Below are 25469 nucleotides of genomic sequence, written 5' to 3' on the forward strand. Positions count from 1 at the left end.
CATTCCGAACCCGGAAGCTAAGGCCACCTGCGCCGATGGTACTGCACTCGACAGGGTGTGGGAGAGTAGGACACTGCCGGAACATCATTGCGAAATGCCCTCAACCATTGGTTGGGGGCCTTTTTGCGTTCCGAGGACCGTCGCCTACAGTGCTTTGGGTGCGCCTCGTCATTGCTCGTTGCCAGGTCGACTATGTCGGTCGACTGACCGCCCACCTCCCGATGGCTCGCCGGCTGTTGCTGATCAAGGCCGACGGGTCGGTGCTCGTGCACTCCGACGGCGGCTCCTACAAGCCGCTGAACTGGATGAGTCCGCCGTGCTGGCTGGTGGAACAGGACGTCCCGGACGCGATGGTCGCCGAGTTGCCCGACGGTGTCACACCACTGCGGGAGGGGCAGACGCCGGAGCCGGTGATCGCGAAGGCGCTGTGGGTGGTGACCAACAAGGCCGGCGAGGAATTGCGGATCACCATCGAGGAGATCGAGCACGATTCCTCGCACGAACTCGGTGTCGACCCCGGTCTGGTGAAGGACGGCGTCGAAGCGCATCTGCAGGAGCTGCTCGCCGAACACGTGACGAAGCTCGGGGAGGGGTACACCCTGGTGCGACGCGAGTACATGACCGCGATCGGCCCGGTGGACCTGCTGTGCCGCGATGCCGACGGCGCCACCGTGGCCGTGGAGATCAAGCGCCGTGGTGACATCGACGGTGTCGAGCAGCTCACCCGCTACCTCGAACTGCTCAACCGCGACCCGTTGCTGGCGCCGGTGGCCGGGGTGTTCGCGGCGCAGCAGATCAAGCCGCAGGCGAAGACGCTGGCCGAGTACCGTGGAATCCGCTGCCTCACGCTCGATTACGACGAGCTGCGTGGCACGGAGAGCAACGTTTTCCGCCTGTTCTAGGAGGAAGTGGGATGCCGCGACGTAAACCACGCACCGGACGTCCTACGGGGCCCGCGCCGATCGGCGACGTCTACGGCCGCACCGAGGACGGTCCCGGTGACGAAACCTATATCGTGCGAACCGTTCCCGGTGCCCGCGCGGTGAAGACCTATCGGTGTCCCGGCTGCGACCACGAGATCGCGGTCGGGGTCGCCCATATCGTCGCCTGGGCCGCCGAGGGCGGCGAGGATGACCGAAGGCACTGGCATCAGGGTTGCTGGAACGGCAGACGCACCCGCGGCATCACCCGCCGCTGGTCCTGACGCGCCTGGCTCTCAGAGAACGAAAACCGAAGGCCGCCTCGATGATTCGAGGCGGCCTTCGGTTTTCCAGGTGAATGTCGTGACGAGTCCGACAGACTGATTAGTTAACGTCGGCGCTCTCGCGGTCCTCGTCGACGATGTCCTCGTCGGCGACCTCCGGGATGGCCTTGTTCTGGCGCGAGCTCGACACCGACTTGTTGCCGTTGTTGCTGATCGACTTGCGCTCGGGAGTGCCGTCGAGCAGTTCGCTCTCGCGGTTGACCGCGGCGAGCATGGCGGGCACGGAGTCGAGCTGACCGCGGATTCCGAGCAGCTGGGCGAGCACCCGGCCGCGCAGCACGCGCATCTCCTCGGCCAGTTCCTTCGCGTGCGCGATCTTGCGCTCGGAGGTCTGGGTGGCGGAGCTGATCAGGCGGTTCGACTCGTCGGTCGCGTCCTTGATCCGCTGAGCGGCCTCGGCACGACTGGTGGCCTCGAGCTCCTCCATGGCACGGGTCAGCTTGGTGCGCCGATCGTTCATGGTGGCCTCGAAGTCCTGCTGGGTGGCCTTGCGCTTGGCCTCGGCCTCCTTGCCGAGACGTTCCACATCGGCCTGGGCGGCCTCGATGATCTTGGCGGACTCGGTGCGCGCGTTCGCGAGGGTCTGCTCGAACTCGATCTCGAGCGCCTCGCGCTTCTCCTTGGTCTCCGCGAGCAGCGACTCGTACTTGCCACGCATCTCGGTGGCCTGCTGCTCGGCGATCGACACCATCTCGGCGGCTTCGGCCTGCGCCAGCGCGCGAACCTCGGACGCTTCGTCCGAGGCAAGGCGCAGCATGCGCGAGATACGGTCGGACATGCCTTCGGCGGTGGTCGGCGGCACGGAAAGCCGGTCGACCTCCTTGCGGAGCTCGTCGATCTCGTCACGTGCATCTTCCAGCTGGCTGGCGAGATTGCGGGCCTGCGCGGCGGCAGCATCCCGGTCGGTGGCGGTGACGCGGAGCTCAGCGTCGAAGCGGTCGAAGTAGTTGCGCACCTCGTCTTGCGCATAACCCTTGCGCACAACGGTGAAGGGCAGTGCAACGAAGCGATTGCGATCGGACTCAGGTGACGACATGGCACACAAAATACAGCCTCGAGCGAGGCTATGGAGACTCGACCGTGATTGTGATCTCGCCGAGATTTACCGACAGTACCGGCGTACTAGTGCGTAACATCCGGGTTCGGCTCCACGAGCTCGACCAGCACACCGCCAGCATCCTTCGGATGGATGAAATTGATGCGGGAATCGGCCGTCCCGTGGCGAGGGGCTTCGTACAGCAAACGCACGCCGCGCCCGCGCAGGAAGCCCGAAACCGCCTCGATATCGGTGACCCGGTAGGCCAGCTGCTGCAGTCCGGGGCCGCTGCGGTCGATGAACTTGGCGATGGTCGACTCGGGGGTGAGCGGGGCCAGCAACTGCAGGGCGGTCGCGCGGTCGGCGGCGGCGGGGCACGACAGCATGGCCTCCACGACGCCCTGGGCCTCGTTCACCTCGCGGTGGGTCTCGACCATGCCGAGATTGTCGGTGTACCAGGCCACCGCGGTATCGAGGTCGGGCACGGCGATGCCCACATGGTCGATGGCGATGACGTAGTCGGCGGGGATGAAGTTCTCATTGGTCACCCCACGAAGCTAGCGCTTGTCTGTGCGAGTGGGGAGCCCGCCCGCGCGTTGTGCACGGCCGCAACGTAGACGCAGGTACGCCGACCTGCGTGCCGGGCGCGGGCCGATACCGGTTACCGTGGAGGTCAACTCCTGAACCCGTGCGGCGATGCCGCCTGCGTCCGGCGAGGTTCGACTCAATGAATGCGAGGCTTTCGTGACCACTTCTGTCATCGTGTCCGGTGCGCGCACCCCGGTCGGTCGGCTGCTCGGCGGTCTGAAGGGCTTCAAGGCCTCGGATCTGGCCGGTGTCGCGATCAAGGCCGCGCTCGAGAAGGGCGGCGTCGCGCCCGAGCAGGTCGACTACGTGATCCTGGGCCAGGTGCTGCAGGCCGGTGCGGGGCAGCTGCCCGCGCGTCAGGCGGGCATCGCCGCGGGCATCCCGATGGATGTGCCGTCGCTGCTGATCAACAAGGTCTGTCTGTCGGGCATCAACGCGATCGCGTTGGCCGATCAGCTGATCCGCGCGGGTGAGCACGAGATCGTGGTCGCCGGTGGCATGGAGTCGATGAGCCAGACCCCGCATCTGCTGCCCAAGAGCCGTGAGGGTTTCAAGTACGGCGACACCACCCTCGTCGACCACATGGCCTACGACGGCCTGCACGACGTGATCACCGACCAGGCCATGGGCCTGCTCACCGAGGATCGCAACGACCTGGACAAGGTGAGCCGCGAGGAGCAGGACGCGCTGGCCGCGGCCTCGCACCAGCGCGCTGCCGCCGCGTGGAAGAACGGGCTGTTCGAAGACGAGGTCGTGCCGGTCGCCGTGCCGCAGCGCAAGGGTGACCCGGTCTACGTGACCGAGGACGAGGGCATTCGTGCCGACACCACCGTCGAGTCGCTCGGCAAGCTGCGTCCGGCCTTCCGCAAGGACGGCACCGTCACCGCGGGCACCGCCTCGCAGATCTCCGATGGTGCGGCCGCGGTGATCGTGATGAGCAAGGCCAAGGCCGAAGAGCTCGGGCTGGAGTGGATCGCCGAGATCGGCGCCGCGGGCCAGGTCGCCGGTCCGGATTCGACCCTGCAGGACCAGCCTGCCAACGCCATCCTCGCCGCGTGCGCGAAGGAGGGCATCACGCCCGCCGATCTGGACCTGATCGAGATCAACGAGGCGTTCGCGGCTGTCGGTGTGTCTTCGACCCGCAAGCTCGGCTTCGACCCGGAGAAGGTCAATGTCAACGGTGGCGCCATCGCTATCGGGCACCCGCTCGGCATGTCCGGCGCGCGCATCCTGCTGCACCTGGCGCTGGAGCTGAAGCGCCGCGGTGGTGGCGTCGGTGCTGCCGCGCTGTGTGGTGGTGGCGGTCAGGGCGACGCGCTGATCATCCGCGTGCCTGCCTGATCCTGTTCGGTCACGAAAGCCCTGGTACTCCTCGCGAGTACCAGGGCTTTCGTTGTGACCGGTCCAACTACGTGGTGTCGTAGATCATGCTGCACAATGGGTGGCATGGGTTTCTTCGATTTGCGGTCTACGGCCAGTCGGTTTCGGTTCTTCGCGGTGCTCGAGGCGCTGTCCTGGATCGGGCTGCTGACCGGTATGGCGTTCAAGTACCTGCCCGCGGAGGGCAACGAGATCGGCGTGAAGATCTTCGGACCGGTGCACGGTGCGATCTTCGTGCTGTTCGTGATCATGGCGCTGCTGGCCTCGCGTGAACTGAACTGGAACTGGAAGACCACGCTGCTGGCGCTGGCGTCGAGCATTCCGCCGCTGTTCACCGTGATCTTCGAGGTCTGGGCAGTGCGCACCGGTCAGCTGGGTGAGTTGAGCGCCGAGGCGAGCAAGGGCTCCGCGGCTGCCACCTCGACAGCTTCATGACAAACTGGAAAGCGTGACTCGACCCGCTGCCCGTCGTCCTTCCCCCACCGCTGCCGCCGCCATGTCCGGCGCGGTGGATCTGTCCGCGCTGAAGCAGCCGCCCGCCGCACCCGGCGGTGCCGCTGCTCCGGCCTCGGGGAACCACACGGTTACCGAGGCGGATTTCGAAGCCAAGGTGATCCGGCGCTCGACGCAGGTGCCCGTGGTGGTTGTGCTGTTCTCGCAGCGCAGCGCGGGCAGCGTCGAGCTGGTTCGCACGCTGGAACGGTTCAACGTCGAAGACCGCGGTGCCTGGGATCTGGCCGCCATCGAGGCCGAACCCAATATGAACATCGTCCAGGCGCTGCGTGTGCAGGGCATTCCGACGGTGATCGCGGTGGCGGGCGGGCAGCCGCTGGCCGATTTCGAAGGCGCGCAGCCGGACCCGCAGGTGCGGCAGTGGCTGGACGCGGTGATGGACGCGACCGCGGGCAAGCTCGAGGGCGACCCCGACGCGGCCCCCGCCGAACCCGAGGTCGAGGACGACCCGCGCTTCGTCGACGCGGAGGACAAGCTGTCCGAAGGTGACTTCGCCGGCGCCGAGGCGGCCTACGAGGCGATCATCGCCGAGGAGCCCGGCAACGAGGAAGCCAAGGCGGCCCTGCGTCAGCTGCGCTTCCTGACCAGGGCCCAGCAGCTCGACCCGGCCGTGGTCGCCACCGCCGACGCCGACCCGGCGAATCTGGACGCCGCACTCGACGCCGCCGACATCGAAATGTTCGAGCAGCGCCCCGAGGCGGCCTTCGAGCGGATCATCGCGATCATCAAGCGCACCGCGGGTGACGACCGCACCACGGCCCGCACCCGCCTGCTCGAGCTGTTCGAGCTGTTCGACCCCGCCGAGCCCTTCGTGATCGCCGCCCGGCGCAAGCTCGCCGCCGCCCTGTACTGATCGCATCGTCGGCCGTCCCGACTGAACTGCCGGGGCGGTCCCCACGTATTTCTCGATAGACCCGCGGCGCCCGTCGCGAGCTGACTCGAGGAGTACCTCATGACTTCACTCGACCACTCGGCCGCGATGGATCAGGCAGACGTGGAAGCCTTCGCGGCGAAGATGATCGGGGTGCTCGATCAGGCGAGCACCGCGTTGATGATCAGCATGGGCCACCAGGTGGGCCTGTTCGACACGATGGCCACCCGTCCCGGCGCGACCAGTCCACAGCTCGCCGCAGCCGCGGGCCTCGACGAGCGGTACGTGCGCGAATGGCTCGGCGCGGTCACCACCGCCGCCATCGTGGACTACGACCCGGCCACCTCGACCTACACCCTGCCGCCCGCCCACGCGGCGTGCCTGACCAGAGCCGCCGGACCGGATAACCTGGCCCGCCTCATGCAGTTCATCTCCCAGCTCGGTGAGGTGGAGCCGAAGATCGTCGAGCGTTTCCGCGTCGGCGGTGGCCTGTCGTACGAGGATTACGGACGGTTCCACGCGCTGATGGCGGAGGAGAGTGCCGAGGTGTTCGATGCCGCGCTGCTCGACGTGATCCTGCCGATGGCGCCTGGCTTGCCCGAACGACTGCGGGCCGGCATCGATGTGGCCGACATCGGCTGCGGCAGTGGGCATGCCGTGAATCTGGCGGCGCGGGCCTTTCCCGCCAGCCGGTTCACCGGATACGACTTCTCCGAGGACGCGGTCGAGGTGGGTGCGGCCGAGGCGGCCGCGATGGGCCTGACCAATGTCGAGTTCGCTGTGCACGACGTCGCCGAGCTGCATAGGCCCGAATCTTGCGATCTGATCACCGTTTTCGATGCCATTCACGATCAGGCGCACCCGGCGCGAGTGCTCGCCAACATCGCGGAAGCGCTGCGGCCGGGTGGGGTCTTCCTGATGGTCGACATCCACGCGTCGAGCATGCTCGAGGAGAACATCGACCTGCCGCTCGGCCCGTTCCTCTACACCGTGTCGACGATGCACTGCATGTCGGTTTCGCTCGGTCAGGGTGGCGATGGGCTCGGCACGGTCTGGGGTGAGCAGCGCGCGCTGTCGATGCTGGCCGACGCGGGATTCACCGATGTGCTGACCCGGTACGTGGACGGCGACCCGCTCAACACCTACTACATCGCGCACAAGGGTTGACCTGGTTGGCGGTGCTACGGTCGAAATATGGCGTCCAAGAATGATATTCAGCATCGGATTGTCACCGCGTTGCAGCGGCGGCTGAATCCGATCCTCGGCAGGCTGCCAGGTCAGCAGCTGCTCGAGACGGTCGGACGGGTGAGTGGGCAGCCACGGGTCACGCCGATCGGCGGTCGGCGCGTCGGCGACGAGTTCTGGCTGGTCTCCGAGTTCGGGGATCGTTCGCAGTATGTGCGCAACATCAAGGCCGACAACTCGGTCCGGGTGCGCCTCGGCGGACGCTGGTACCCGGGGAGCGCCGTGCTACTGCCCGACGACGATGCGCGGGCCAGGCTGCGGCAGTTGCCGCGCTACAACAGCACCGCGGTGCGGGCATTCGGTACCGACCTGCTGACGATTCGGGTCGACCTGGAGCGTTGAGCGCACCTCCGGCGCAGGGATGCTCGGTTGTGCGCGAATCAGGGGTTCGAGGACAGCCAGAGGGCGCTGTGGGGGGCCATGGTGACGGTGGCCGAGGCAGGGTGGCCGTGGCTGGGAGTGTTGCCCGCGGTGACGATGCCGAGGTTGCCGATGCCGGAGCCCGCGTATTCATGGGCGTCGGTGTTGAGGATCTCGTGCCAGGAACCGGGGTGGGGCAATCCGATGCGGTAGTTCTCGCGGGTGGAGCCGGAGAAATTGAAGATGGCCGCCACCGCGCTGCCGTCGGTGCCCCAGCGGAGAAAGGCGAAGACGTTGGCGGTGCTGTCGTCGGCTTCGATCCAGGAGTGGCCACCGGGGGTGGCGTCTTGCGTCCAGAGGGCGGGGTGGGCGGTATAGGTGCGGTTCAGGTCGGCGACCATGGTTGAAATGCCCAGGTGGAGTGGGTTTTCCAGCTCGTGCCAGTCCAGGCCGCGGTCGTTGTCCCATTCGCGGAACTGACCGAATTCCTGGCCCATGAACAGCAGTTGCTTGCCGGGGTGGGCCCACATGTAGGCGAGTAGGGCGCGCACGCCACCGGCCTTGGCGAAGTCGTCGCCGGGCATGCGGGTCCACAGCGTGCCCTTGCCGTGCACGACCTCGTCGTGGCTGATCGGCAGCACATAGTTCTCGCTCCACGCGTAGACCAGCGAGAACGTCATCTCGTTGTGGTGCCAGGAGCGGTGGATCGGGTCGCGGCCCAGGTAGCCGAGGGTGTCGTGCATCCAGCCCATGTTCCACTTCATGGTGAAACCGAGGCCGCCGACGTCGGTGCCGCGGGTGACGCCGGGCCAGGTGGTCGACTCCTCGGCGATGGTCACCACGCCGGGATGGGCGCCGTGCACGGTGTCGTTGAGTTCTTGCAGGAACTCGACCGCTTCCAGATTCTCCCGGCCGCCATAGATATTCGGCTCCCAGCCGCCCTCGGGGCGGGAGTAGTCCAGGTACAGCATCGAGGCGACGGCGTCCACGCGCAGGCCGTCGAGGTGGAACTCCTCGATCCAGAAGGCGGCATTGGCGACCAGGAAGTTGCGGACCTCATTGCGACCGAAGTCGAAAACGTAGGTGCCCCAGTCGAGTTGCTCGCCACGACGCGGGTCGGGGTGCTCGTAGAGCGGGGTGCCGTCGAAACGGGCCAGTGCCCATTCGTCGCGGGGGAAGTGCGCGGGGACCCAGTCCAGCAGCACCCCGATGCCCGCGTTGTGCAGGTGGTCGACGAAGTAGCGGAAGTCGTCGGGGCTGCCGAAACGTGAGGTCGGGGCGTAATACGAGGTGACCTGGTATCCCCATGACCCACCGAACGGGTGCTCGGCGACCGGCAGCAGTTCGACGTGGGTGAATCCGGTCGCGCGCAGGTAATCGGCCAGCTGGTGGGCCAGTTCGCGGTAGCCGAGGCCGGGTCGCCAGGAACCGAGGTGGATCTCGTAGGCGCTCATGGGGGAGCGGACCGCGTCGGTTTTCGCGCGCTGGTCGAGCCAGTCGCTGTCGGTCCAGACGTGGTCGGCGCGGGTGACCACCGACGCGGTCGCGGGGGGTACCTCGGTCGAAAAGGCAAGGGGATCAGCGTGATCCACGACGCGACCGTCGGCACCATGGATCCGGAACTTGTAGCGCGTGCCCGGTCCGACGCCGGGCACGAACACCTCCCACACCCCGGAACCGCCCAGTGCGCGCATCGGCGCCGAGGTGCCGCTCCAGTGGTCGAAATCGCCGAAGACGGTGACACCGCGGGCATTCGGTGCCCACACCGCGAAGGAGGTGCCGTCCACCTCGCCGTCGAGAGTGGTGTAATGGCGTGGGTGGGCGCCGAGTACCTCCCAGAGGCGGGTGTGCCTGCCTTCGCCGATGAGGTGCAGGTCGAATTCGCCGACGGTGGGCAGGAAGCGGTAGCCATCGGCGGAGATCACGGTCTGGCCGCCCGGGTATTCGGCACGGACCCGGTAGTCGTCGATCTGCGGATAGGGCAGGACGGCGTCGAAAATGCCGTGGCCCAACGACTTCAGCCGATGTTCGGACTCGCCGACGAGCACCGTCACCGTGTCGGCGTGGGGGCGCAGGACTCGGACCGCGGTGCCGTCGGCATGGGAATGTGCCCCGAGGACCGTGTGCGGGTCGGGATGGGTGCCCGCGGCCAGCAGCAGGAGATCGCGGCGCTTCATCACAGTGTCTCGCGGTAGGCCAGCGGTGCGCGGGCGGCGGCGGGAACTGCTGGCAGCGACAGGATGTGCGCGACCGCGCGCGCGGGGTCGAGGCGAACGAAATTATGCTGGCCCCAGTGGTATTCCTCGCCGCTGATCTCGTCGAAGACCACCGGGTGGTCGTGCCATTCGCGGCCGATCGCGGGGAGGTCGAGCGAAATGTGGCCCTGCTCAGCGGCATAGGGGTTCAGGTTCACGATGACAAGGACCGCGTCGCCGGTGACCGGGTCGATCTTGGAGTAGGCGATCAGCGCGTCGTTGTCGACGTGATGGAAGTGGATGCAGCGCAACTGTTGCAGCGCGGGGTGATTGCGACGGATCTCGTTGAGGCGGGTGAGCCACGGTTCCAATGATTCGCCGCGTTCGAGGGCGCCGGCGAAATCGCGGGGACGCAGTTCGTACTTCTCCGAGTCGAGGTATTCCTCGCTGCCCTCGCGGACCGCCTCGTGTTCGAACAGTTCGAAACCGGAGTACACACCCCAGGTGGGGGACAGGGTGGCCGCCAGGGCGGCGCGGATGGCGAACATGCCAGGGCCGCCGTACTGCAAGCTTTCGTGCAGGATATCGGGGGTGTTCACGAACAGATTCGGTCTGGCTTCGTCGGCTTTGGCGGCGATCTCGTTGCCGAACTCGGTGAGTTCCCACTTGTGCACGCGCCAGGTGAAATACGTGTACGACTGGCTGAAACCGCGGCGGGCCAGGCCGTAGAGGCGGGCCGGGCGGGTGAACGCTTCGGACAGGAAGATCACGTCGGGGTCGGTGCGGCGCAGCTCCGTGATCAGCCACTCCCAGAAATCGGCTGGCTTGGTGTGCGGGTTGTCCACACGGAAGATGGTGATGCCCAAGGAGATCCAGTGCCGGACCACGCGCAGGATCTCGGCGTAGAGACCGTCGGGGTCGTTGTCGAAGTTGACCGGGTAGATGTCCTGGTACTTCTTCGGCGGGTTCTCGGCGTAGGCGATGGTGCCGTCGGGGAGGGTGGTGAACCACTCCGGGTGGGTGGCGACCCAGGGATGGTCCGGGGCGCATTGCAGGGCCAGGTCGATGGCGACCTCGAGGCCGAGAGTGGTTGCCTCGGAGACGAATTCGACGAAGTCCGCCTCGGTGCCGAGGAGCGGGTTCACAGCATCGTGTCCGCCGTCCGCCGAGCCGATGGCCCAGGGGGAGCCCACGTCGCCGGGCTCGGTGGTGAGCGTGTTGTTGCGGCCCTTGCGGTTGACCTCGCCGACCGGGTGGATCGGGGGGAGGTAGACGATGTCGAAGCCCATGCCCGCGATGCGGGGGAGTTCGCGCGCCGCCGTGGCGAAGGTGCCGTGCACCGGGTTGCCTTCGGCGTCGCGGCCGCCGGTGGAGCGGGGGAAGAACTCGTACCAGGACCCGACCAGGGCGCGGCGGCGTTCGACCAGGACCGAGAACTGGGTGCCGCGGGTGACCATCTCGCGCAGCGGGGTGGCGCGCAGGATCTCGGCGACCTCCTCGGAGAACGCGGGGGCGACCCTGGCCGGGAGTTGTTCGTCGCCGCGCAGGGCGGTGGCGGCGGCGCGTAGGCGTTCGAACTGCTTCTTCGGGACGGCTTGGGCGGCGCGTTCGAAGAGGATGGCGCCGGTTTCCAGATCGTTGGCCAGGTCGGCGGCGGTCTGGCCGACGGACAATTTCGCTTCGACGGCCGAGCGCCAGGTGGCGACGGGGTCGCTCCAGCCTTCGATGCGGTAGGTCCACACGCCCGGGGTGTTGGGGGTGAACAGGGCGTTGAAGACGTCGGGTTGGTAGTCGGGGGACATGCGGATACGGGTGATCCGGGACGAGCCGGGGGCTCGGACGGCCAGGGTGGCGGCTACCGCGTCGTGACCTTCGCGCCAGACGACGGCGCGGACGGGAAACACCTCGCCGACTGCGGCTTTGGCCGGGCGGCCGCCGGGGATGGACGGGGCGATGTCATCGATGGCAATCCGGCCGGTCACTCGGCTAACTTACTGCATTTTCGCTGGGTGGGAGCGTTGGTGGGCGGGGTGTGGTGTGGCTGGGTTCAGCGGGTATCGGCTGCCAGGCCCAGACCGAGGGCAACCAGGATCGCGGCGAGGGTTCTTTCCATCCGTTGGCGGATTGTCGCGCGGCGGAGCCAGGCGCCCGCTCGGTCGGCGGCCAGGACCACGCCCACGCACCAGGCGCCGTCGACGATGACCTGGATGGTGGCGAGGATGAGCAAGGTGGGCAGGACGGGGCCTTCGTCCGGGAGGAACTGTGGCAGGATCGTCATGCCGAAGACGGCGGCCTTCGGGTTGGCGGCGATCGAGATCAGCGAGGCGCGGAAGGCGGCGGCGGGGGTGTTGCCGCCGGGGAGTTTCGCGGTGAGTGCGGCGCCGAAGTCGTCGTGGCGGCCGCGGGCGTGGCGCCAGGACTGGACGCCGAGCCAGATCAGCACGACGGCGCCGACGACGTGCATGGTGGTGTTGAGCCAGCGATTGGCCGCCAGCAGAATCGACAGCCCGGTGCCGCCCGCGAGCGTCCAGCCGAGAATCCCGATCTCGTTGCCCACCACAGCGGCCAGACCAGCGGTTCGCCCGTCGCGCACCGAGCGCTGGAGGAACAGCGCCGTCGCGGGCCCGGGAAGCGCGGCCAAGATCATGGCGGCGACCAGGAATTCGGGGAGGACATCGACCCAGTGCGGCATCAGTGCATGGTGGCACGGAGTGTCGGCGGGTGGCGAACGGATTTCGTAGGCCCCCTGCGCGGGCGCGATCGTTTATTCTTCCGGGGTGAAGGCACTCCGTCGGTTCACTGTCCGTGCCCATTTGCCGGAGCGGCTCGCCGCGCTGGGTGAGTTGTCGACGAACCTGCGGTGGTCGTGGCACGGCCCGACGCAGGATCTGTTCGCCGAACTCGACCCGCAGCTGTGGCGAACCGTCGGCCAGGACCCGGTGCGGATGCTGGGCGAGGTACCCGCCGAGCGGCTCGACGCGCTCGCCGCCGATCCCGGGTACACCGCGCGGGTCGACGCGGCCGCCGCGGGCTTGCGGGACTATCTGACCAGGCCGCGCTGGTTCCAGGAGCAGACCGGCACCGACATCGCGGGGATCGCCTACTTCTCGATGGAGTTCGGTGTCACCGAGGTGCTGCCGAACTACTCCGGCGGTCTCGGCATTCTCGCCGGTGACCATCTCAAGGCCGCGTCGGATCTGGGTTTGCCGCTGATCGGCGTCGGGCTGCTCTATCGCTCGGGGTACTTCCGGCAGTCGCTGTCGGCCGACGGCTGGCAGATGGAGCACTACCCGGCGCTGGACCCGCAGGGCCTGCCGCTGCGGCTGCTCACCAGCGACGGCTCGCCGGTGCTCATCCACGTCGGCATGGCGGAGGGCCGGGTGCTGCGAGCCAGGGTGTGGATCGCGCAGGTGGGCCGAATTCCGCTGCTGCTGCTCGATTCCGATATCGCCGAGAACGATCCCGAACTGCGCGCCGTCACCGACCGGCTCTACGGCGGCGACCAGGACCACCGCATCAAACAGGAGATCCTGGCGGGTATCGGTGGCGTTCGCGCGGTGCGCGCCTACACCCGTGCCAACGGCCTCCCGGATCCCGATGTCTTTCATATGAACGAGGGGCACGCGGGTTTCCTCGGCGTCGAGCGCATGCGTGAATTCATCGCGGGTGGACTGGATTTCGAGACCGCGCTCGCCGCGGTGCGAGCGGGCACCGTCTTCACCACGCACACCCCGGTTCCCGCGGGCATCGACCGTTTCCCGATGCCATTGGTACGCAGGTACTTCGGTGGTTCACATGGTGAGTCCGAATCCGCTTTGCTGCCAGGGCTTTCCGTCGACCGGATCCTCGCGTTCGGTCGGGAGGGCGATCCCTCGGTGTTCAATATGGCGCACATGGGTCTGCGAATGGCTCAGCGCGCCAACGGCGTATCGAAACTGCACGGTGAAGTCAGCCGGGAGATGTTCGCGGCGCTGTGGCCGGGATTCGACGCGGCCGAGGTGCCGATCGGCTCGGTCACCAATGGTGTGCACGCCCCGACCTGGGCCGCGCGCGAGTGGATCGACAAGGCACGCGAACTCGTCGGCCCCGAACTGGTCGAGGAGGCGCGGGGCTGGGAGAAGCTCAGCGATGTCGACCTCGGTCAGCTGTGGTCGACGCGAAACACGTTGCGCGGAGTACTGATCGATGAAGTACGGCGCAGGTTGCGCGAGTCATGGCGACAGCGCGGCGCCGCCGACGCCGAACTCGGCTGGATCGACGATGTCTTCGATCCGAACGTGCTCACCATCGGTTTCGCCCGCCGCGTACCCACCTACAAGCGGCTCACCCTCATGCTGCGCGACCCGCAACGTCTGCGCGCGCTGCTGCTAGACCCGCAACGTCCGGTGCAACTGGTGGTCGCGGGCAAGAGCCACCCCGCCGACGACGGCGGCAAGGCGTTGATCCAGCAGGTCGTGCGGTTCGCCGACGACCCCGAGGTGCGCAAGCGCATCGTGTTCCTGCCCGACTACGACATGTCGATGGCCCGCTACCTGTACTGGGGTTGCGATGTGTGGCTGAACAATCCGCTGCGTCCGCTCGAAGCCTGCGGCACCTCGGGAATGAAGTCCGCGCTCAACGGCGGTCTCAATCTGTCCATCCGCGATGGCTGGTGGGACGAGATGTACGACGGCGAGAACGGCTGGGCCATCCCCACCGCCGACGGTATCCGCGACGAGGCCCGCCGCGACGACCTCGAGGCCTCGGCACTCTACGAACTCGTCGAACGCACTGTCGCACCGCGCTTCTACGACCGTGACGGCAGCGGTGTGCCGGTTCGCTGGACCGAAATGGTGCGCCACACCTTGCAGACCACCAGCCCGAAGGTCCTGGCATCGCGGATGGTGCGCGACTACGCCGAGCAGTACTACGGACCCGCGGCCGCCGCGTTCGGCCGCGCCGCCGCCGACAAGTTCGCGGGTGCCGTTGAGGTCGCCGAGTACCGCAAGCGCGTCGACGCCGCGTGGTCGTCGGTACGGATCGCACAGGTGGACAGCTCGGGCCTGCCCGACACCCCGGTGATCGGCGCGGAACTGTCCCTGCACGCGCGCATCGACCTCGGCGGGCTCGCGCCGTCGGATGTGGTGGTGCAGGCGGTGCTCGGCCGGGTCTCGCCGACCGACGACCTCTCCGACACGACCACCATCGAGATGCGCCACACCGGCACCGACGACGGCAGCGAGCTGTATTCGATCCAGGCTCCGGTTCCGCTGTCGGGCGCGGTCGGGTACACGGTGCGGGTGCTTGCGCACCACGGGTCGTTCGCCTCCGCCGCCGAACTGGGCTTGGTGGCTGTCGCGGGCGCGTAACCGTACACGGTGACACCAGTGCCGGGTTGTTCGATTCAGTGAACTTTCCGCTACCGTTCCGGGGTCGAACATAGAGGAGAGTCATGGCCACCGATGTCGTAACCCGCGTCCGAGGGCGCATCGACGGATACTTCGGTGTCTCGTCGAGCGGGTCCACCTTCAAGCGCGAGGCGATGGCGGGCACGGTCACGTTCCTGGCGATGTCGTATGTGCTGGCGGTGAACCCGTCGATCCTCGGTGACGAGGGTGCCCTCGGCGACAAGGGCATCCCGATGCAGGCGGTCTTCACGGCCACTGCCGTCGCCGCGGTCTTCGGCACGCTCGTCATGGGCATCTGGGCGAAGTACCCGATCGCGCTCGCGCCGGGCATGGGTCTCAACGCGTTCTTCGCTTACACGGTGGTGCTCAGCATGGGCATCCCGTGGCAGGTGGCGCTGTCGGGCACCTTGCTGTCGGGCATCATCTTCTTCATCTTGGCGGTCACAAAGGTCCGGGAACGGATCCTCAACGCGATTCCGTTGCAGATGAAATTCGCGGTCGGCGCGGGTATCGGTTTGTTCGTGGCGTTCCTCGGTTTGAAGAACGCGGGCATCGTCGTCAACAGTGACGCGACGCTGGTGGCGCTCGGCGATTTCACCAAGGGCACCACCCTGCTTGCCATGTTCGGCCTGATCGTGACCGTGATCTTCCTGGTGATCGGCTGGCACGGTGCGGTGCTCTACGGCATCGTCGCGACCACGATCCTGGGCATGGTGACCGGTCTGGTCGGTGTGCCGGACGGCATCGCCGAGATGCCGAAGGGCCTGGATCAGACCTTCGGCCAGGCGATCATCCACCTGCCGGATGCCTTCACCGGGCAGATGATCGTGGTCGTCCTCACCATGCTGTTCGTCGACTTCTTCGATGCCTCGGGCACTCTGATCGGCGTCGCCAACCAGGCCGGTCTGCTGAACAAGGACGGCACCCTGCCCCGCGCGGCGAGCGCGCTGGCGGCGGACTCGGTCGGTACCACCGCGGGCGCGATCATCGGTACCTCCACCACCACCGCCTATGTCGAATCGACGGCGGGTGTGTCGGCGGGTGGCCGAACGGGACTCACCGCGGTGACCACGGCGGGCTGGTTCCTGATCGCGATGTTCTGCTATCCGATCTTCTCGGTGGTCGCGGCATCGGCCGAGATCACCTCGGCCGCGCTGATCGTGGTCGGCATCCTGATGGCGCGTTCGCTCGGTGATATCGACTGGCAGAATCTCGAGTACTCGGTGCCCGCGTTCATCACCGTCATCATGATGCCGCTGACGTATTCCATCGCCAACGGGCTGGCGATGGGCATGATCTTCTACCCGATCGTGATGGTGGCCAAGGGACGCATCAAGGACGTGCACCCGGCTATGTGGGCGCTGATGGTGCTGTTCCTCGCGTACTTCATCTTCTTGGTCGAGTAGGCCTTCGAGCCATAGCTGTGTCTATACTTAGGCTAGCCTAGCCAAGCTTGAAGGAGATCCACTTATGAAGCGCTCGCTCGTTGCCGCGTCGATGGCGTTTGCCACCATCTTCGCGCCGGTCACCGCTGCTGTTGTCGCCACCGCCCCCGCCGCGATCGCCGCGCCGGCCACGCCCTCGGCTGGTCAGCTGTACGGCAAGCTGCAGGCGGCCATGAACGGCTCGGCAGCCGAGCTCGAGTCGGGCAATGCCGGCGGCCTCTCGGTCGTGCGCGACACCGTGAACCGCATCCCCGGCTACAGCTGGGATGTCTCCGGCCCGGTCACTGTCGACGGCGACACCCTCTCGGCCACCCTGAACAGCCGCCTCGGCGACTACGCCTTCCCGATCCCGGTGACCTGGAAGGACATCGACGGCACCTGGAAGCTGTCGCAGGAGTCCGAGCAGACCCTGGTCAGCTACGCCACCATGGCGTGGTGATCTGAGGAGTTTTTTGATCAGGGCCGTCCCGCTGGGGCGGCCCTTTTCGATTTTTTGTGACTGGGATCACAGAATTGCCAGGAATGGCGTGAAATAGTGGCAGCGGACCCAGGGTTGTGATCGAGGAAGGCAATCGGACCACGGTCCGGTTGCGGGCAAGTTTCGAATCGCAGATGAGGAAACGATGACCGACACCGCTACCCGCATCACTCCTACCGCCACCACCACCGACGAGGCCAACGCCGCAGGTATCGGCCTGCTGGTGTTGCGCGTCGGCTTCGGCGGACTGATGGCCGCCTATGGAGCCCAGAAACTGTTCGGCTGGTTGCACGGACCCGGCTGGGGCGCCAATGCCGACGGTTTCACCGCCATGGGCTACAACCCCGGCGAACTCTTCGGCACACTGGCCGGGCTCGCCGAGTTGGTCGGTGGGCTGTTGCTGGTGTTCGGGCTGTTCACGCCGTTGGCCGCCGCCATCGTGCTCGGGACGATGATCAATGCCATCAACGCGCTGTGGAGCGGTGGGCTGTTCCCCGCCGATCCGACGGTGATGGGCTTCTCGACGCCGCTGCTGTTCGCGCTGGCCGCGACCGCGTTGGCATTCACCGGGCCGGGTCGATTTTCGCTCGACGCCGGGCGGCCGTGGCAGCGACAGGGCGTGGTGTGGGGCGGCGGGGCCGTCGCGCTCGCCGTCGTGGCCGCGGTGGTGACGTTGATCTTCAAGGCTGTGCTCTGATCCGATCGTTGTCGGGAGGCGGCGCGGTGACCGGGATTCGGTTGCCGCGCCGCCTCTTTCGTTCGACGCCGAGCCGATTCGTCATCGGTCGTATGCCCGTGGTTCCACCGAGCACGCGCGGGGAGTCGGTAGCAGCGATTAACCTCGTGGCGGCGCTTGTTCTCAGCGGCGCCACGCATTGTCCGCGGATGGAAGAGGAGAGCTGCGATGAAGGCTTACGACCTGGGTTTCGGAGACTCGGCGGACAAATTGGCCGAGACGCCGGACGGTGAGCTGTTGGTGCTGGGCGCGCCGGTGCGTTCCGGGTGGATCGGCAGTGAAGGGCCTGCCATCGATCCGGCTACCTGGCCGCGCGGGCCTGTCACCGGCCTGCCGATGATGCACGCGCTCACCTTGCGCCTGCCCACCGATTTCCAGCGCCGCGGTCCCGGGTTTCCCGCCATCGCGCTCTTCCAAGGGGAGGGGCAGTTCGCCGGGACCGACGCGGTCGAGGCGGACGCGGCATCGGAGGACCCCCTTGCGCGCGATCTGGTCGCCACCCGCCCGCATCCGAAATCGCAGATCATGCACGACGAGATCGGTGGGGCTTTCGCGCTGATCTGGCTCACCGAGAAGGAATTCGCCGGCGGCCCGGTCGCTCCGCCCGCCGACGTTCGCCGGCCCGGATCTCCGGCCGCGAGCGATGAAGGCCGCAATGCCTGGGATGATGTCCACCCCACCGTCGGCGTCTGGCTCGCCGAGCGCACCGCCGACCCCAACGTCGGCATCCCCCCGGTCGAATACGAGCCGAACACCAAGTACCAGGACCCCCTCACCGAAGACTCCGGCTGGACCACGTGGGCCGAACCCCTCTTCGGTCGCTCCCACCTCGGCGGCACCGCCTTCCCCGTTCAGGCTCTGCCCGAGGGGCTGACCCCGTACTACCTGGAGATCGAAGAGATCTCCGGCATGAACTTCGGCGGCGGCAATGCCCAACTCGACTTGGAGTCGGGCGTTTTCGATTGGTCCTGCGGGTAGTTCAGTTCATCATCGCCGGGCGGTCGTCGTCGGGGTGCGGGGCGGCGGCGGTCCGGGTTTCGGGTGAAAGTTGTTCAGGGGCAGGGAGATCGATGGCCGGCTCGATGGGGGCCGGGGGTAGTTTGCGCGTGCGGATGTGCAGGGCGATGCCTGCCAGCGTGATCAGGTAGATGATCACGTAGATGTTCATCAGGACCTGGGGCAGCGGCCACCACGGGGGCAGCAGGAAGGTTCCCACGCTCACCCAGGTGGGGGTGTAGGTGTAGGTCCAGGCGGCGACGGCCACGTAAAGACCGGCCGCGGCGAGCCACCAGCGAGCGCGGGTCTGGGCGCGGTGGATCAGGTAGACGAGCAGTGGGACGAACCAGACCCAGTGGTGGCCCCAGGAATACGGGGAGATGGCGCAGGCGGTGAGGCCACCGAGGGTGACCGAGAGCAGGGGTTCGCCGCGGCGGGCCAGGACCGCGGCCAGCCACAGCGCGACCAGTGCGATCGGCACGGCGATCAACAGCCACAACCACACCGGCGCGGGGCCGTGGGTGAGGTGGGCGATGGCGCCGCGCAGAGACTGGTTGGCGGGGTGGACGTCGGGGGCGATGCGGCCGGAATGGAAGAACGTCGAGGTCCAGTACTGATAGGAATCGCTCGGCAGTACCAGCGCGGTCAGGCCGATCGACGCGATGAAGGTGAGGGCACCGGTCGCGGCCGCGCGCCACTGCCGTTGGGCGAGGTACTGGGCGATGAAGTACAGCGGGGTCAGTTTGATGCCCGCGGCGATGCCGACGCCGACACCGCGCAAGGTGCTGTTCTCGGCGCGGGAGAAGTCCCACAGCACCACCAGCATCAGCACCAGATTGATCTGCCCGTAGTAGAGCGTGGTGCGCACCGGTTCGGCGAACGTGCAGGCCAGGGTGAGCAGCGCGCTGACGGCGGCCAGTTTGGGGGTGACGCGGTAGCCGAGCATCCGGAAGCTTTGCAGCACAACCCCGAACAGCACCAGCAGGTTGAGCACCAACCACGTCGTGGTGACGTGCGCCCACGGAATCAGCAGCAGCGGCAGGAACACCAGGGCCGAGAACGGTGTGTAGGTGTAGAGCAAGCCGTAGTGCGTCGGATCGATGTAGAGCGCTCGTTCGTGCACCACGCGCCAGCCGCCGTCGCGGTAGATGTGCACGTCGAGACCGCCGACGAGAATGCCGCCACTGTCCATCCACGGATCCATGGTGGTGAACAGCAGCGTTACGCCTGAGACGGCGGTGCCGAGTAGCAGAAGTAGCGTCAGGGTCGTGCGTGGAAGTGCCACGCCTCGAGATCTCTCCGCCACGGCCGTACTACCGGCCGGCCCGCATCGTATGCACGACTAAGAACTTACCGCGCGGGGTCGACGGCGCTCGGCGGCGGACCGACTTCGGTAGGAAAACGACATGAAAGCGGGTACGGCTGGCGGCGAACCGTTCTCGGCGGGCCGGGCCCGCACGGTCAGGCCCGCCGTTTCGGTCGCACCGGCCAAGCGCGAACAACCTCGGAGCGCGCTGAGTTCGCGCCCATCAGGCGGCCGGACGCAACGTCAACATGGTGTCGGCGCCGTGATGGAACTCATAGCCGGTCTTCTGCAGGGCGGTGGTGATGCCTTTGTCGTGGAGTTCGGCGCGCAGGTGGTCGATGAGGTCGTCGAGTGGGGCGCCGGTGTAGTCGAGCAGCGGGTAGACGCGGGTTTCGGTGGTGGCGACGCGGGCCAATTCGAGCAGGGCGGCCAGGTGGAAGTCGGCGTCGAGCCGGTCGGCGTAGCTGAACAGCAGGTGCGAGCTCAGGGCCAGATCGAACGCGTCGTCGGGGCAGGGGAGCGAGGGTAAGGAGCCGGCCAGGTAGCGGTGAGGTGCGGCGCGCACGTCGTCGGCGAAGCGGACGGCGGCGCCGCGGCGGATCGTGGCGTGCTCGGTGGTGGAGCCGTACCAGTCCCAGCGGTAGCGATCGGCGTGGGAGTGCGCCCAGGCCACCGCCCGTTCGGTTTCGGGGGTCGCGCGAGCGGCCAGTTCGGTCGGTGGAGTGGCGTAGATGGGATCGATCGCGGTGACTTCCGCGCCCAGCGCGCTCGCCTCGGCCGCGAAACTCGCTGCGCCACCGGGACAATCGAGGACACGACGACCGGAAAGATCATCGTCGGAGAGATGGAACATCGCGCGGTACTCGGCCAAAGATCGTGCACTGACCAGAAATTCGCCGAGTACCTCGCCATCGGCGTGGTGCATCATCACCACACGTTCTCACGAGTTGCGTTCGCACGCTCGCGGATTCACGAGTGTGGTCATCGCGATTGCAAGACTCGACTTGCGAATGTCGGCTTCGCTCAGGCGGTGTCGGTGAGCCGGCGCAGTGCCTTGGCGACCACTTCGGGATCGCTGGTCTCCCAGTACGGCGGCAGCGATGCGCGCAGGTAGCTGCCGTAACGGGCGGTGGCCAGCCGGGAATCGAGGATCGCGACCACGCCGCGGTCGTCGACGCTGCGCAGCAACCGGCCGGTGCCCTGGGCCAGCAGCAGCGCGGCGTGATTGGCGGCCACGGTCATGAAACCGTTGCCGCCGCGCGACTCCACCGCCCGCTGACGCGCGGTGAGCAGCGGGTCGTCGGGGCGCGGGAACGGAATGCGGTCCAGGATAACGAGACTCAGCGACGGGCCGGGCACGTCGACGCCCTGCCAGAGGGTGAGGGTGCCGAACAGGGAAGTGGCCGGGTCGTCGGCGAATTTGCGCACCAGCGCGCCCATCGAATCGTCGCCCTGGCACAGCACCGGGGTGTCGAGCCGTTCACGCAGCGCCTCGGTGGCGGCCTTGGCGGCGCGCATCGAGGAGAACAGGCCGAGCGTGCGGCCACCGGCGGCGGTGATGAGCTGTTCGATCTCGTCGAGATAGGCGGGTGAGAGCCCGTCGCGGCCCGGCGCGGGCAGGTGTTTGGCCACGTAGAGGATGCCGGACTTGGCGTGGTCGAACGGGGAACCGACGTCGAGGGCGTTCCAGCGCACCGATTCCAGGTCGGCGGGTGCGGTGGCGCCGTTGGCCATGGCCGGATCGACCTTGCCGCCCGACTGCGACGGCAGGCCCCAGGTGATCGCGAGCCCGTCGAACGAGCCGCCGATCTGCAGGGTGGCCGAGGTGAGCACGACCGTCGCGGTGCCGAACAACCTGCTGCGCAGCAGTCCGCCGACCGAGAGCGGCGCCATCCGCAAGGTGCGGCGGGCGACGCCGCGCATCTCGTCGGCCGACAACCAGATGACATCGCGGCGGGCGGCGGGATCGGCCTCCTCGAACGCGGTGAGCGCGCGGACCGCGGCCTCGTGCACGTCGTCGATGGCGGCCACGGCCATGGTGCGGGCGGCGGCGTTGTCGGGGTCGTCCTGGGTTTTGACGCTGCCGGTCGGAGCGATGGCGGTGCGCGCGTTCCAGGCAGCATCGCGGACCAGGGCGAGCACGGGTGCGATGCCGTCGGGCAGTTGATCCCAGCGGCCTGGCGGCAGGTCCTCGAGAGCCTGGTGGAAAGCTTCCGCGGCGCCTTCGAGCCGGTCGACCTCGCGTTCGTCGATCAGTTTGGTGCAGCGGCGGGCGGCGGCGCTGATCGCGGTCGCGGCCAATTCGGCGGTGGCGACGCCGGTGACGCGGTCGACCAGTTCGTGCGCTTCGTCGATCACCACCACGTCGTGTTCGGGCAGGATCTGGATGCCGCTGATGGCGTCGATGGCCAGCAGCGCGTGGTTGGTCACCACCACGTCGGACTGGGCCGATTCCGCGCGCGCCTTCTCGGCGAAGCAGTCCTGGCCGAACTGGCAGCGCGACTTGCCGAGGCATTCGCGCGAGCCGACGCTCACCTGGCGCCAAGCGCGGTCGGTGACGCCGGGGGCGAGTTCGTCGCGGTCGCCGGTTTCGGTGTCGGAGGCCCATTCGTTGAGGCGCTGGACTTCGCGGCCGAGGCGGGAGATGGCGAAGGCGTCGAACAGTTCGGCCTCGCCGCCGGTGTCCTCCGGGATGACGCTGTTGATCTTGTTCAGGCAGAGATAGTTGTTGCGGCCCTTGAGGATCGCGAACTTGGGCGCCCGGCCGAGTGGTGTGGTGAGCGCCTCCGCCAGCCGCGGCAGATCGCGGTCGACGAGCTGGCGTTGCAGCGCGATCGTGGCGGTGGAGACCACCACGGTGCGGCCGGTGCGTACCGCGTGGCGCAGGCTCGGGATGAGGTAGGCCAGCGATTTACCGGTGCCGGTGCCCGCCTGGACCGCCAGGTGCTCCTTGGTGTCGATCGCGTGGTCGACGGCGGTGGCCATGGTGGTCTGCCCGGTGCGTTCCTTCCCGCCGAGGGCATGCACGGCGGTGACGAGCAGGTCGGCGACGGGAGGAAGTTCGGGCACGCTGGCAGCTTATCCGCACCCTCGGACACGTTCGCCCGAGCTGCGGCGAGCCCGGTCAGGACTCGCGGACGAAGTCGTTGATGTGGTCGCGGACGTAGTCGAGGACTCGCTGTTCGAAGTCTTGCGGTTCGTTGATGTCGTAGATCTCGTCGGGGTCTTCGGCGCGGTCGCCGGTGGGGCGGCGGATCTGGTCGGGGGTGGCGAGGGTTTGGTGTTCGTCTTCCCAGAAGCGGTCTAGGTCGTCGTTGGGGGAGCTCATGGAGGCGTCGCGGGCGGCGATGATGGCCGCGGCGGCCAGTTGGGGCATGCCTGCTGCGCGGAGACCTCTTGTGGCCCAGGGGAGTTCGCTGCGGCGGGATTTCAGGTAGCTCGAGAAACCCGCTTCGAGGACGCTGGTGTGCAGGCTCGACAGTGCCAGCAGGTTCGAGAAGGCCGGGGGGAGCTTGCCGAACGCGCCGATGCCGAGGCGCTGGAGATCGTCGGTGGCGGGGTTCGACCAGAAGACGGTGTCGGCGGCGTCGTGGATGCTGTCGGTCTCGGCGAGTGCCTTCGTCAGGGCTGGTCGGGTGTGCGCCGGGAATCGATAATCCATGGGAGAAGTATTCAGGGACGCAGTTGTACGCCCGCATCGCGGAGGGTGGTCAGGGCGGTCTCGGTGGTGTCCGGGGCGACACCCGCGGTGAGGTCGAGCAGGACGGTGGTGTCGAATCCGGCTTCGGCGGCGTCGAGAGCGGTGGCTCGGACACAGTGGTCGGTGGCGATGCCGACTACGTCCACGGCGTCGATGTTGTGGGCTCGGAGCCAATCGGTGAGGGTGGTGCCGTCCGCCGACGCGCCTTCGAAGCCGGAGTACGCGGCGGTGTATTCACCCTTGGAGAAGGTTTCCTGGATGGGCGAAACGTCGAGAGCCGGGTGGAAATCGGCGCCGGGGGTGCCCACTCGGCAGTGGGGTGGCCACGAGTCGACGTAGTCGGGGTCGGTGGAGAAGTGGGGGCCGGGATCGATGTGCCAGTCGCGGGTGGCCACTACGGCTGCGTAGTGCTCGCGTGCGACGAAGTCGGTGATCGCGGCGGCCACTGCCGCGCCGCCTGCTACCGCGAGGGAGCCGCCCTCGCAGAAGTCGTTCTGTACATCCACGATTATCAGGCCGCGTGCCATGTCATCCTCCACCTTGTTCGAGCAGAACCATTCTCCGCCGCGAAACGCCGAGCGGCCACCCGGTCTCCGAGGATGGCGGACATCGCCGAGGGGCGCCACCGCTCGGCGAACAGCGGTCCTCAGCCGAGGAACGTCGTCGGCACGGCGGGCTCGCCGGCGGAGAGTTTGAGACCTTCCCACGGCAGGCTGACCAGGCCGCGCGCGACCAGTTCGCGACTCTGCGCCAGCGTCGCGACATTGTCGACCACCTTGCCGCCACGAACCAGCGGAACCTGCAGCTCCCGCACCTGAAAACCGTTGGTAGCCGGTGCTTCTCCGCCTTCGGGGTAGACGATCTCTTCGACGATCGTGCCGGTGGCGCGGGCCAATCGCACGGCCTTCTTGGTACCCCCGCGCGACTGCTTGTGACTCGACCGTTTGGCGACCGGGATGCCGTCGACCTCGACCAGCTTGTAGACCATGCCCGCGGTCGGGGCACCCGAACCGGTGACCACCGACGTGCCGACGCCGTACACGTCGACCGGTTCGGCACGCAGCGCCGCGATGGCGTACTCGTCCAGATCTCCGGAGACCACGATGCGGGTGCCGGTGGCGCCGAGCTCGTCGAGCTGGTCGCGGACCTGTCTTGCGAGCACGCCGAGGGCGCCGGAGTCGATGCGCACACCGCCCAGTTCGGGACCGGCCACCTCGATGGCGGTGGCGACGCCCCTGGTGATGTCGAAGGTGTCGACCAGCAGGGTGGTGCCGATGCCGAGCGTGTCGATCTGGCTGCGGAACGCCGCTGCCTCGTGTTCGCCGTCGGCGCCGCTGTGCAGCAGGGTGAACGCGTGGGCGCTGGTGCCCGCACCGGGCACGCCGAACCCGCGCACGGACTCGAGGTTGGAGGTGGCGTCGAATCCGGCCAGATAGGCGGCGCGCGAGCTCGACGGTGCGGCGAGTTCGTGTGTACGCCGCGAGCCCATTTCGATCATCCGCCGACCGGCCGCCGCGCTCACCATGCGCGCGGCCGACGAGGCGATCGCGCTGTCGTGATTGAAGATCGACAGCGCGAGGGTCTCGAGGAGCACGCATTCGGCGAAACTGCCGCGCACGGTGAGGATCGGCGAGCCGGGGAAATACAGCTCACCTTCGGCGTAGCCGTCGATATCGCCGGCGAAGCGATATTCGCGCAACCATTCGACGGTGGCTGGGTCGAGGAACTTCGCGACCACGGCCAGCTCGTCGGGGCCGAAACGGAAATGGGCCAGCGCGTCGAGCAGGCGAGCAGTGCCCGCGACCACGCCGTAGCGGCGACCGTTCGGCAACCGCCGGGCGAACACCTCGAAGGTGCACTGTCTACGGGCCGAGCCGTCGGCCAGCGCCGCGGCCAGCATCGTCAACTCGTACTGGTCGGTCAGCAGCGCGGTGCTGGCGAACTCGTCACGGATCTGCACACCAGAAAC

The 25469-nt window shown here is 67.6% G+C and carries 23 protein-coding genes; 12 read left to right on the top strand and 11 right to left on the bottom strand.

What is annotated here, in order from left to right; translation table 11 throughout:
• Positions 1-158 precede the first annotated feature (158 nt).
• Positions 159-902, top strand: coding sequence for an endonuclease NucS (gene nucS, locus ACFWO8_RS32000; protein WP_378973498.1), 744 nt, complete (start codon positions 159-161; stop codon positions 900-902).
• An 11-nt stretch (positions 903-913) separates the two neighbouring features.
• Positions 914-1204 (top strand): ATP/GTP-binding protein, encoded by a 291-nt coding sequence (locus ACFWO8_RS32005; protein ID WP_378921592.1) that lies wholly within the window; start codon positions 914-916, stop codon positions 1202-1204.
• Between the two features lie 100 nt (positions 1205-1304).
• Here the strand turns inward: ACFWO8_RS32005 and ACFWO8_RS32010 are convergent, their stop codons facing one another.
• Together ACFWO8_RS32010 and mce are read right to left on the bottom strand one after the other, a co-directional pair.
• A complete protein-coding gene (locus tag ACFWO8_RS32010; protein WP_084473310.1) occupies positions 1305-2300 on the bottom strand; it encodes a hypothetical protein in 996 nt (331 codons plus the stop codon).
• 86 nt (positions 2301-2386) lie between these two features.
• Positions 2387-2848 (bottom strand): methylmalonyl-CoA epimerase, encoded by a 462-nt coding sequence (gene mce / locus ACFWO8_RS32015; RefSeq protein WP_378973508.1) that lies wholly within the window; start codon positions 2846-2848, stop codon positions 2387-2389.
• Positions 2849-3044: 196 nt separating this feature from the next.
• On the opposite strand from mce, the gene ACFWO8_RS32020 reads away from it, so the two are divergent.
• From ACFWO8_RS32020 to ACFWO8_RS32040, 5 genes are all read left to right on the top strand, one after another.
• Positions 3045-4229, top strand: coding sequence for an acetyl-CoA C-acetyltransferase (locus ACFWO8_RS32020; RefSeq protein ID WP_378973515.1), 1185 nt, complete (start codon positions 3045-3047; stop codon positions 4227-4229).
• Between the two features lie 105 nt (positions 4230-4334).
• Positions 4335-4703 carry a DUF3817 domain-containing protein gene (locus tag ACFWO8_RS32025; RefSeq protein WP_378973521.1) on the top strand — a complete coding sequence of 123 codons (369 nt, stop codon included), beginning with the start codon at positions 4335-4337 and terminating at the stop codon, positions 4701-4703.
• Between the two features lie 61 nt (positions 4704-4764).
• Positions 4765-5634 carry a tetratricopeptide repeat protein gene (locus tag ACFWO8_RS32030; protein ID WP_378973814.1) on the top strand — a complete coding sequence of 290 codons (870 nt, stop codon included), beginning with the start codon at positions 4765-4767 and terminating at the stop codon, positions 5632-5634.
• A gap of 99 nt (positions 5635-5733) precedes the next feature.
• A complete protein-coding gene (locus ACFWO8_RS32035; protein ID WP_378973527.1) occupies positions 5734-6819 on the top strand; it encodes a class I SAM-dependent methyltransferase in 1086 nt (361 codons plus the stop codon).
• A gap of 27 nt (positions 6820-6846) precedes the next feature.
• Positions 6847-7239, top strand: a complete 393-nt coding sequence (locus ACFWO8_RS32040) for a nitroreductase/quinone reductase family protein (protein ID WP_378973538.1) — start codon at positions 6847-6849, stop codon at positions 7237-7239.
• A gap of 38 nt (positions 7240-7277) precedes the next feature.
• On the opposite strand, the gene glgB is transcribed toward ACFWO8_RS32040, so the two are convergent.
• From glgB to ACFWO8_RS32055, 3 genes are all read right to left on the bottom strand, one after another.
• Positions 7278-9434: a 1,4-alpha-glucan branching protein GlgB gene (glgB, locus tag ACFWO8_RS32045; protein ID WP_378973546.1), complete on the bottom strand. Its 2157-nt coding sequence runs from the start codon at positions 9432-9434 to the stop codon at positions 7278-7280.
• On the bottom strand, positions 9434-11434 hold the full coding sequence (locus ACFWO8_RS32050; protein WP_378973554.1) for a maltotransferase domain-containing protein: 2001 nt from the start codon (positions 11432-11434) through the stop codon (positions 9434-9436). The genes glgB and ACFWO8_RS32050 overlap by 1 nt, the downstream gene beginning before the upstream one ends.
• Before the next feature lie 65 nt (positions 11435-11499).
• On the bottom strand, positions 11500-12144 hold the full coding sequence (locus ACFWO8_RS32055; protein ID WP_378973560.1) for a LysE family translocator: 645 nt from the start codon (positions 12142-12144) through the stop codon (positions 11500-11502).
• 85 nt (positions 12145-12229) lie between these two features.
• Here ACFWO8_RS32055 and glgP point away from each other — a divergent pair, with 85 nt between their 5' ends.
• The 5 genes from glgP to ACFWO8_RS32080 all read left to right on the top strand — a co-directional run bounded on the left by glgP (position 12230) and on the right by ACFWO8_RS32080 (position 18476).
• Positions 12230-14800, top strand: coding sequence for an alpha-glucan family phosphorylase (gene glgP / locus ACFWO8_RS32060; RefSeq protein WP_378973565.1), 2571 nt, complete (start codon positions 12230-12232; stop codon positions 14798-14800).
• A gap of 83 nt (positions 14801-14883) precedes the next feature.
• Complete coding sequence (locus tag ACFWO8_RS32065) at positions 14884-16245, top strand: NCS2 family permease (RefSeq protein ID WP_378973570.1); 1362 nt, start codon at positions 14884-14886, stop codon at positions 16243-16245.
• A 64-nt stretch (positions 16246-16309) separates the two neighbouring features.
• Complete coding sequence (locus tag ACFWO8_RS32070) at positions 16310-16723, top strand: hypothetical protein (RefSeq protein ID WP_378973573.1); 414 nt, start codon at positions 16310-16312, stop codon at positions 16721-16723.
• A gap of 184 nt (positions 16724-16907) precedes the next feature.
• Positions 16908-17459, top strand: a complete 552-nt coding sequence (locus ACFWO8_RS32075; RefSeq protein ID WP_378973577.1) for a DoxX family protein — start codon at positions 16908-16910, stop codon at positions 17457-17459.
• Positions 17460-17666: 207 nt separating this feature from the next.
• Complete coding sequence (locus ACFWO8_RS32080) at positions 17667-18476, top strand: hypothetical protein (protein WP_378973582.1); 810 nt, start codon at positions 17667-17669, stop codon at positions 18474-18476.
• A gap of 1 nt (position 18477) precedes the next feature.
• Here ACFWO8_RS32080 and ACFWO8_RS32085 read toward each other — a convergent pair whose 3' ends face one another.
• The 6 genes from ACFWO8_RS32085 to ACFWO8_RS32110 all read right to left on the bottom strand — a co-directional run bounded on the left by ACFWO8_RS32085 (position 18478) and on the right by ACFWO8_RS32110 (position 25460).
• On the bottom strand, positions 18478-19779 hold the full coding sequence (locus tag ACFWO8_RS32085) for a glycosyltransferase 87 family protein (RefSeq protein WP_378973588.1): 1302 nt from the start codon (positions 19777-19779) through the stop codon (positions 18478-18480).
• Between the two features lie 244 nt (positions 19780-20023).
• A complete protein-coding gene (locus tag ACFWO8_RS32090; RefSeq protein ID WP_378973591.1) occupies positions 20024-20728 on the bottom strand; it encodes a hypothetical protein in 705 nt (234 codons plus the stop codon).
• 95 nt (positions 20729-20823) lie between these two features.
• Entirely contained in the window at positions 20824-22869 is a 2046-nt protein-coding gene (locus ACFWO8_RS32095) for an ATP-dependent DNA helicase (protein WP_378973596.1), read from the bottom strand.
• A gap of 55 nt (positions 22870-22924) precedes the next feature.
• Complete coding sequence (locus tag ACFWO8_RS32100) at positions 22925-23461, bottom strand: hypothetical protein (protein ID WP_378973600.1); 537 nt, start codon at positions 23459-23461, stop codon at positions 22925-22927.
• 11 nt (positions 23462-23472) lie between these two features.
• A complete protein-coding gene (locus ACFWO8_RS32105) occupies positions 23473-24027 on the bottom strand; it encodes an isochorismatase family protein (protein ID WP_378973603.1) in 555 nt (184 codons plus the stop codon).
• Between the two features lie 119 nt (positions 24028-24146).
• Entirely contained in the window at positions 24147-25460 is a 1314-nt protein-coding gene (locus tag ACFWO8_RS32110; protein WP_378973612.1) for a nicotinate phosphoribosyltransferase, read from the bottom strand.
• Positions 25461-25469: the final 9 nt, after the last annotated feature.

The sequence above is a fragment of the Nocardia sp. NPDC058480 genome (assembly GCF_042720495.1).
GTDB lineage: Bacteria > Actinomycetota > Actinomycetes > Mycobacteriales > Mycobacteriaceae > Nocardia.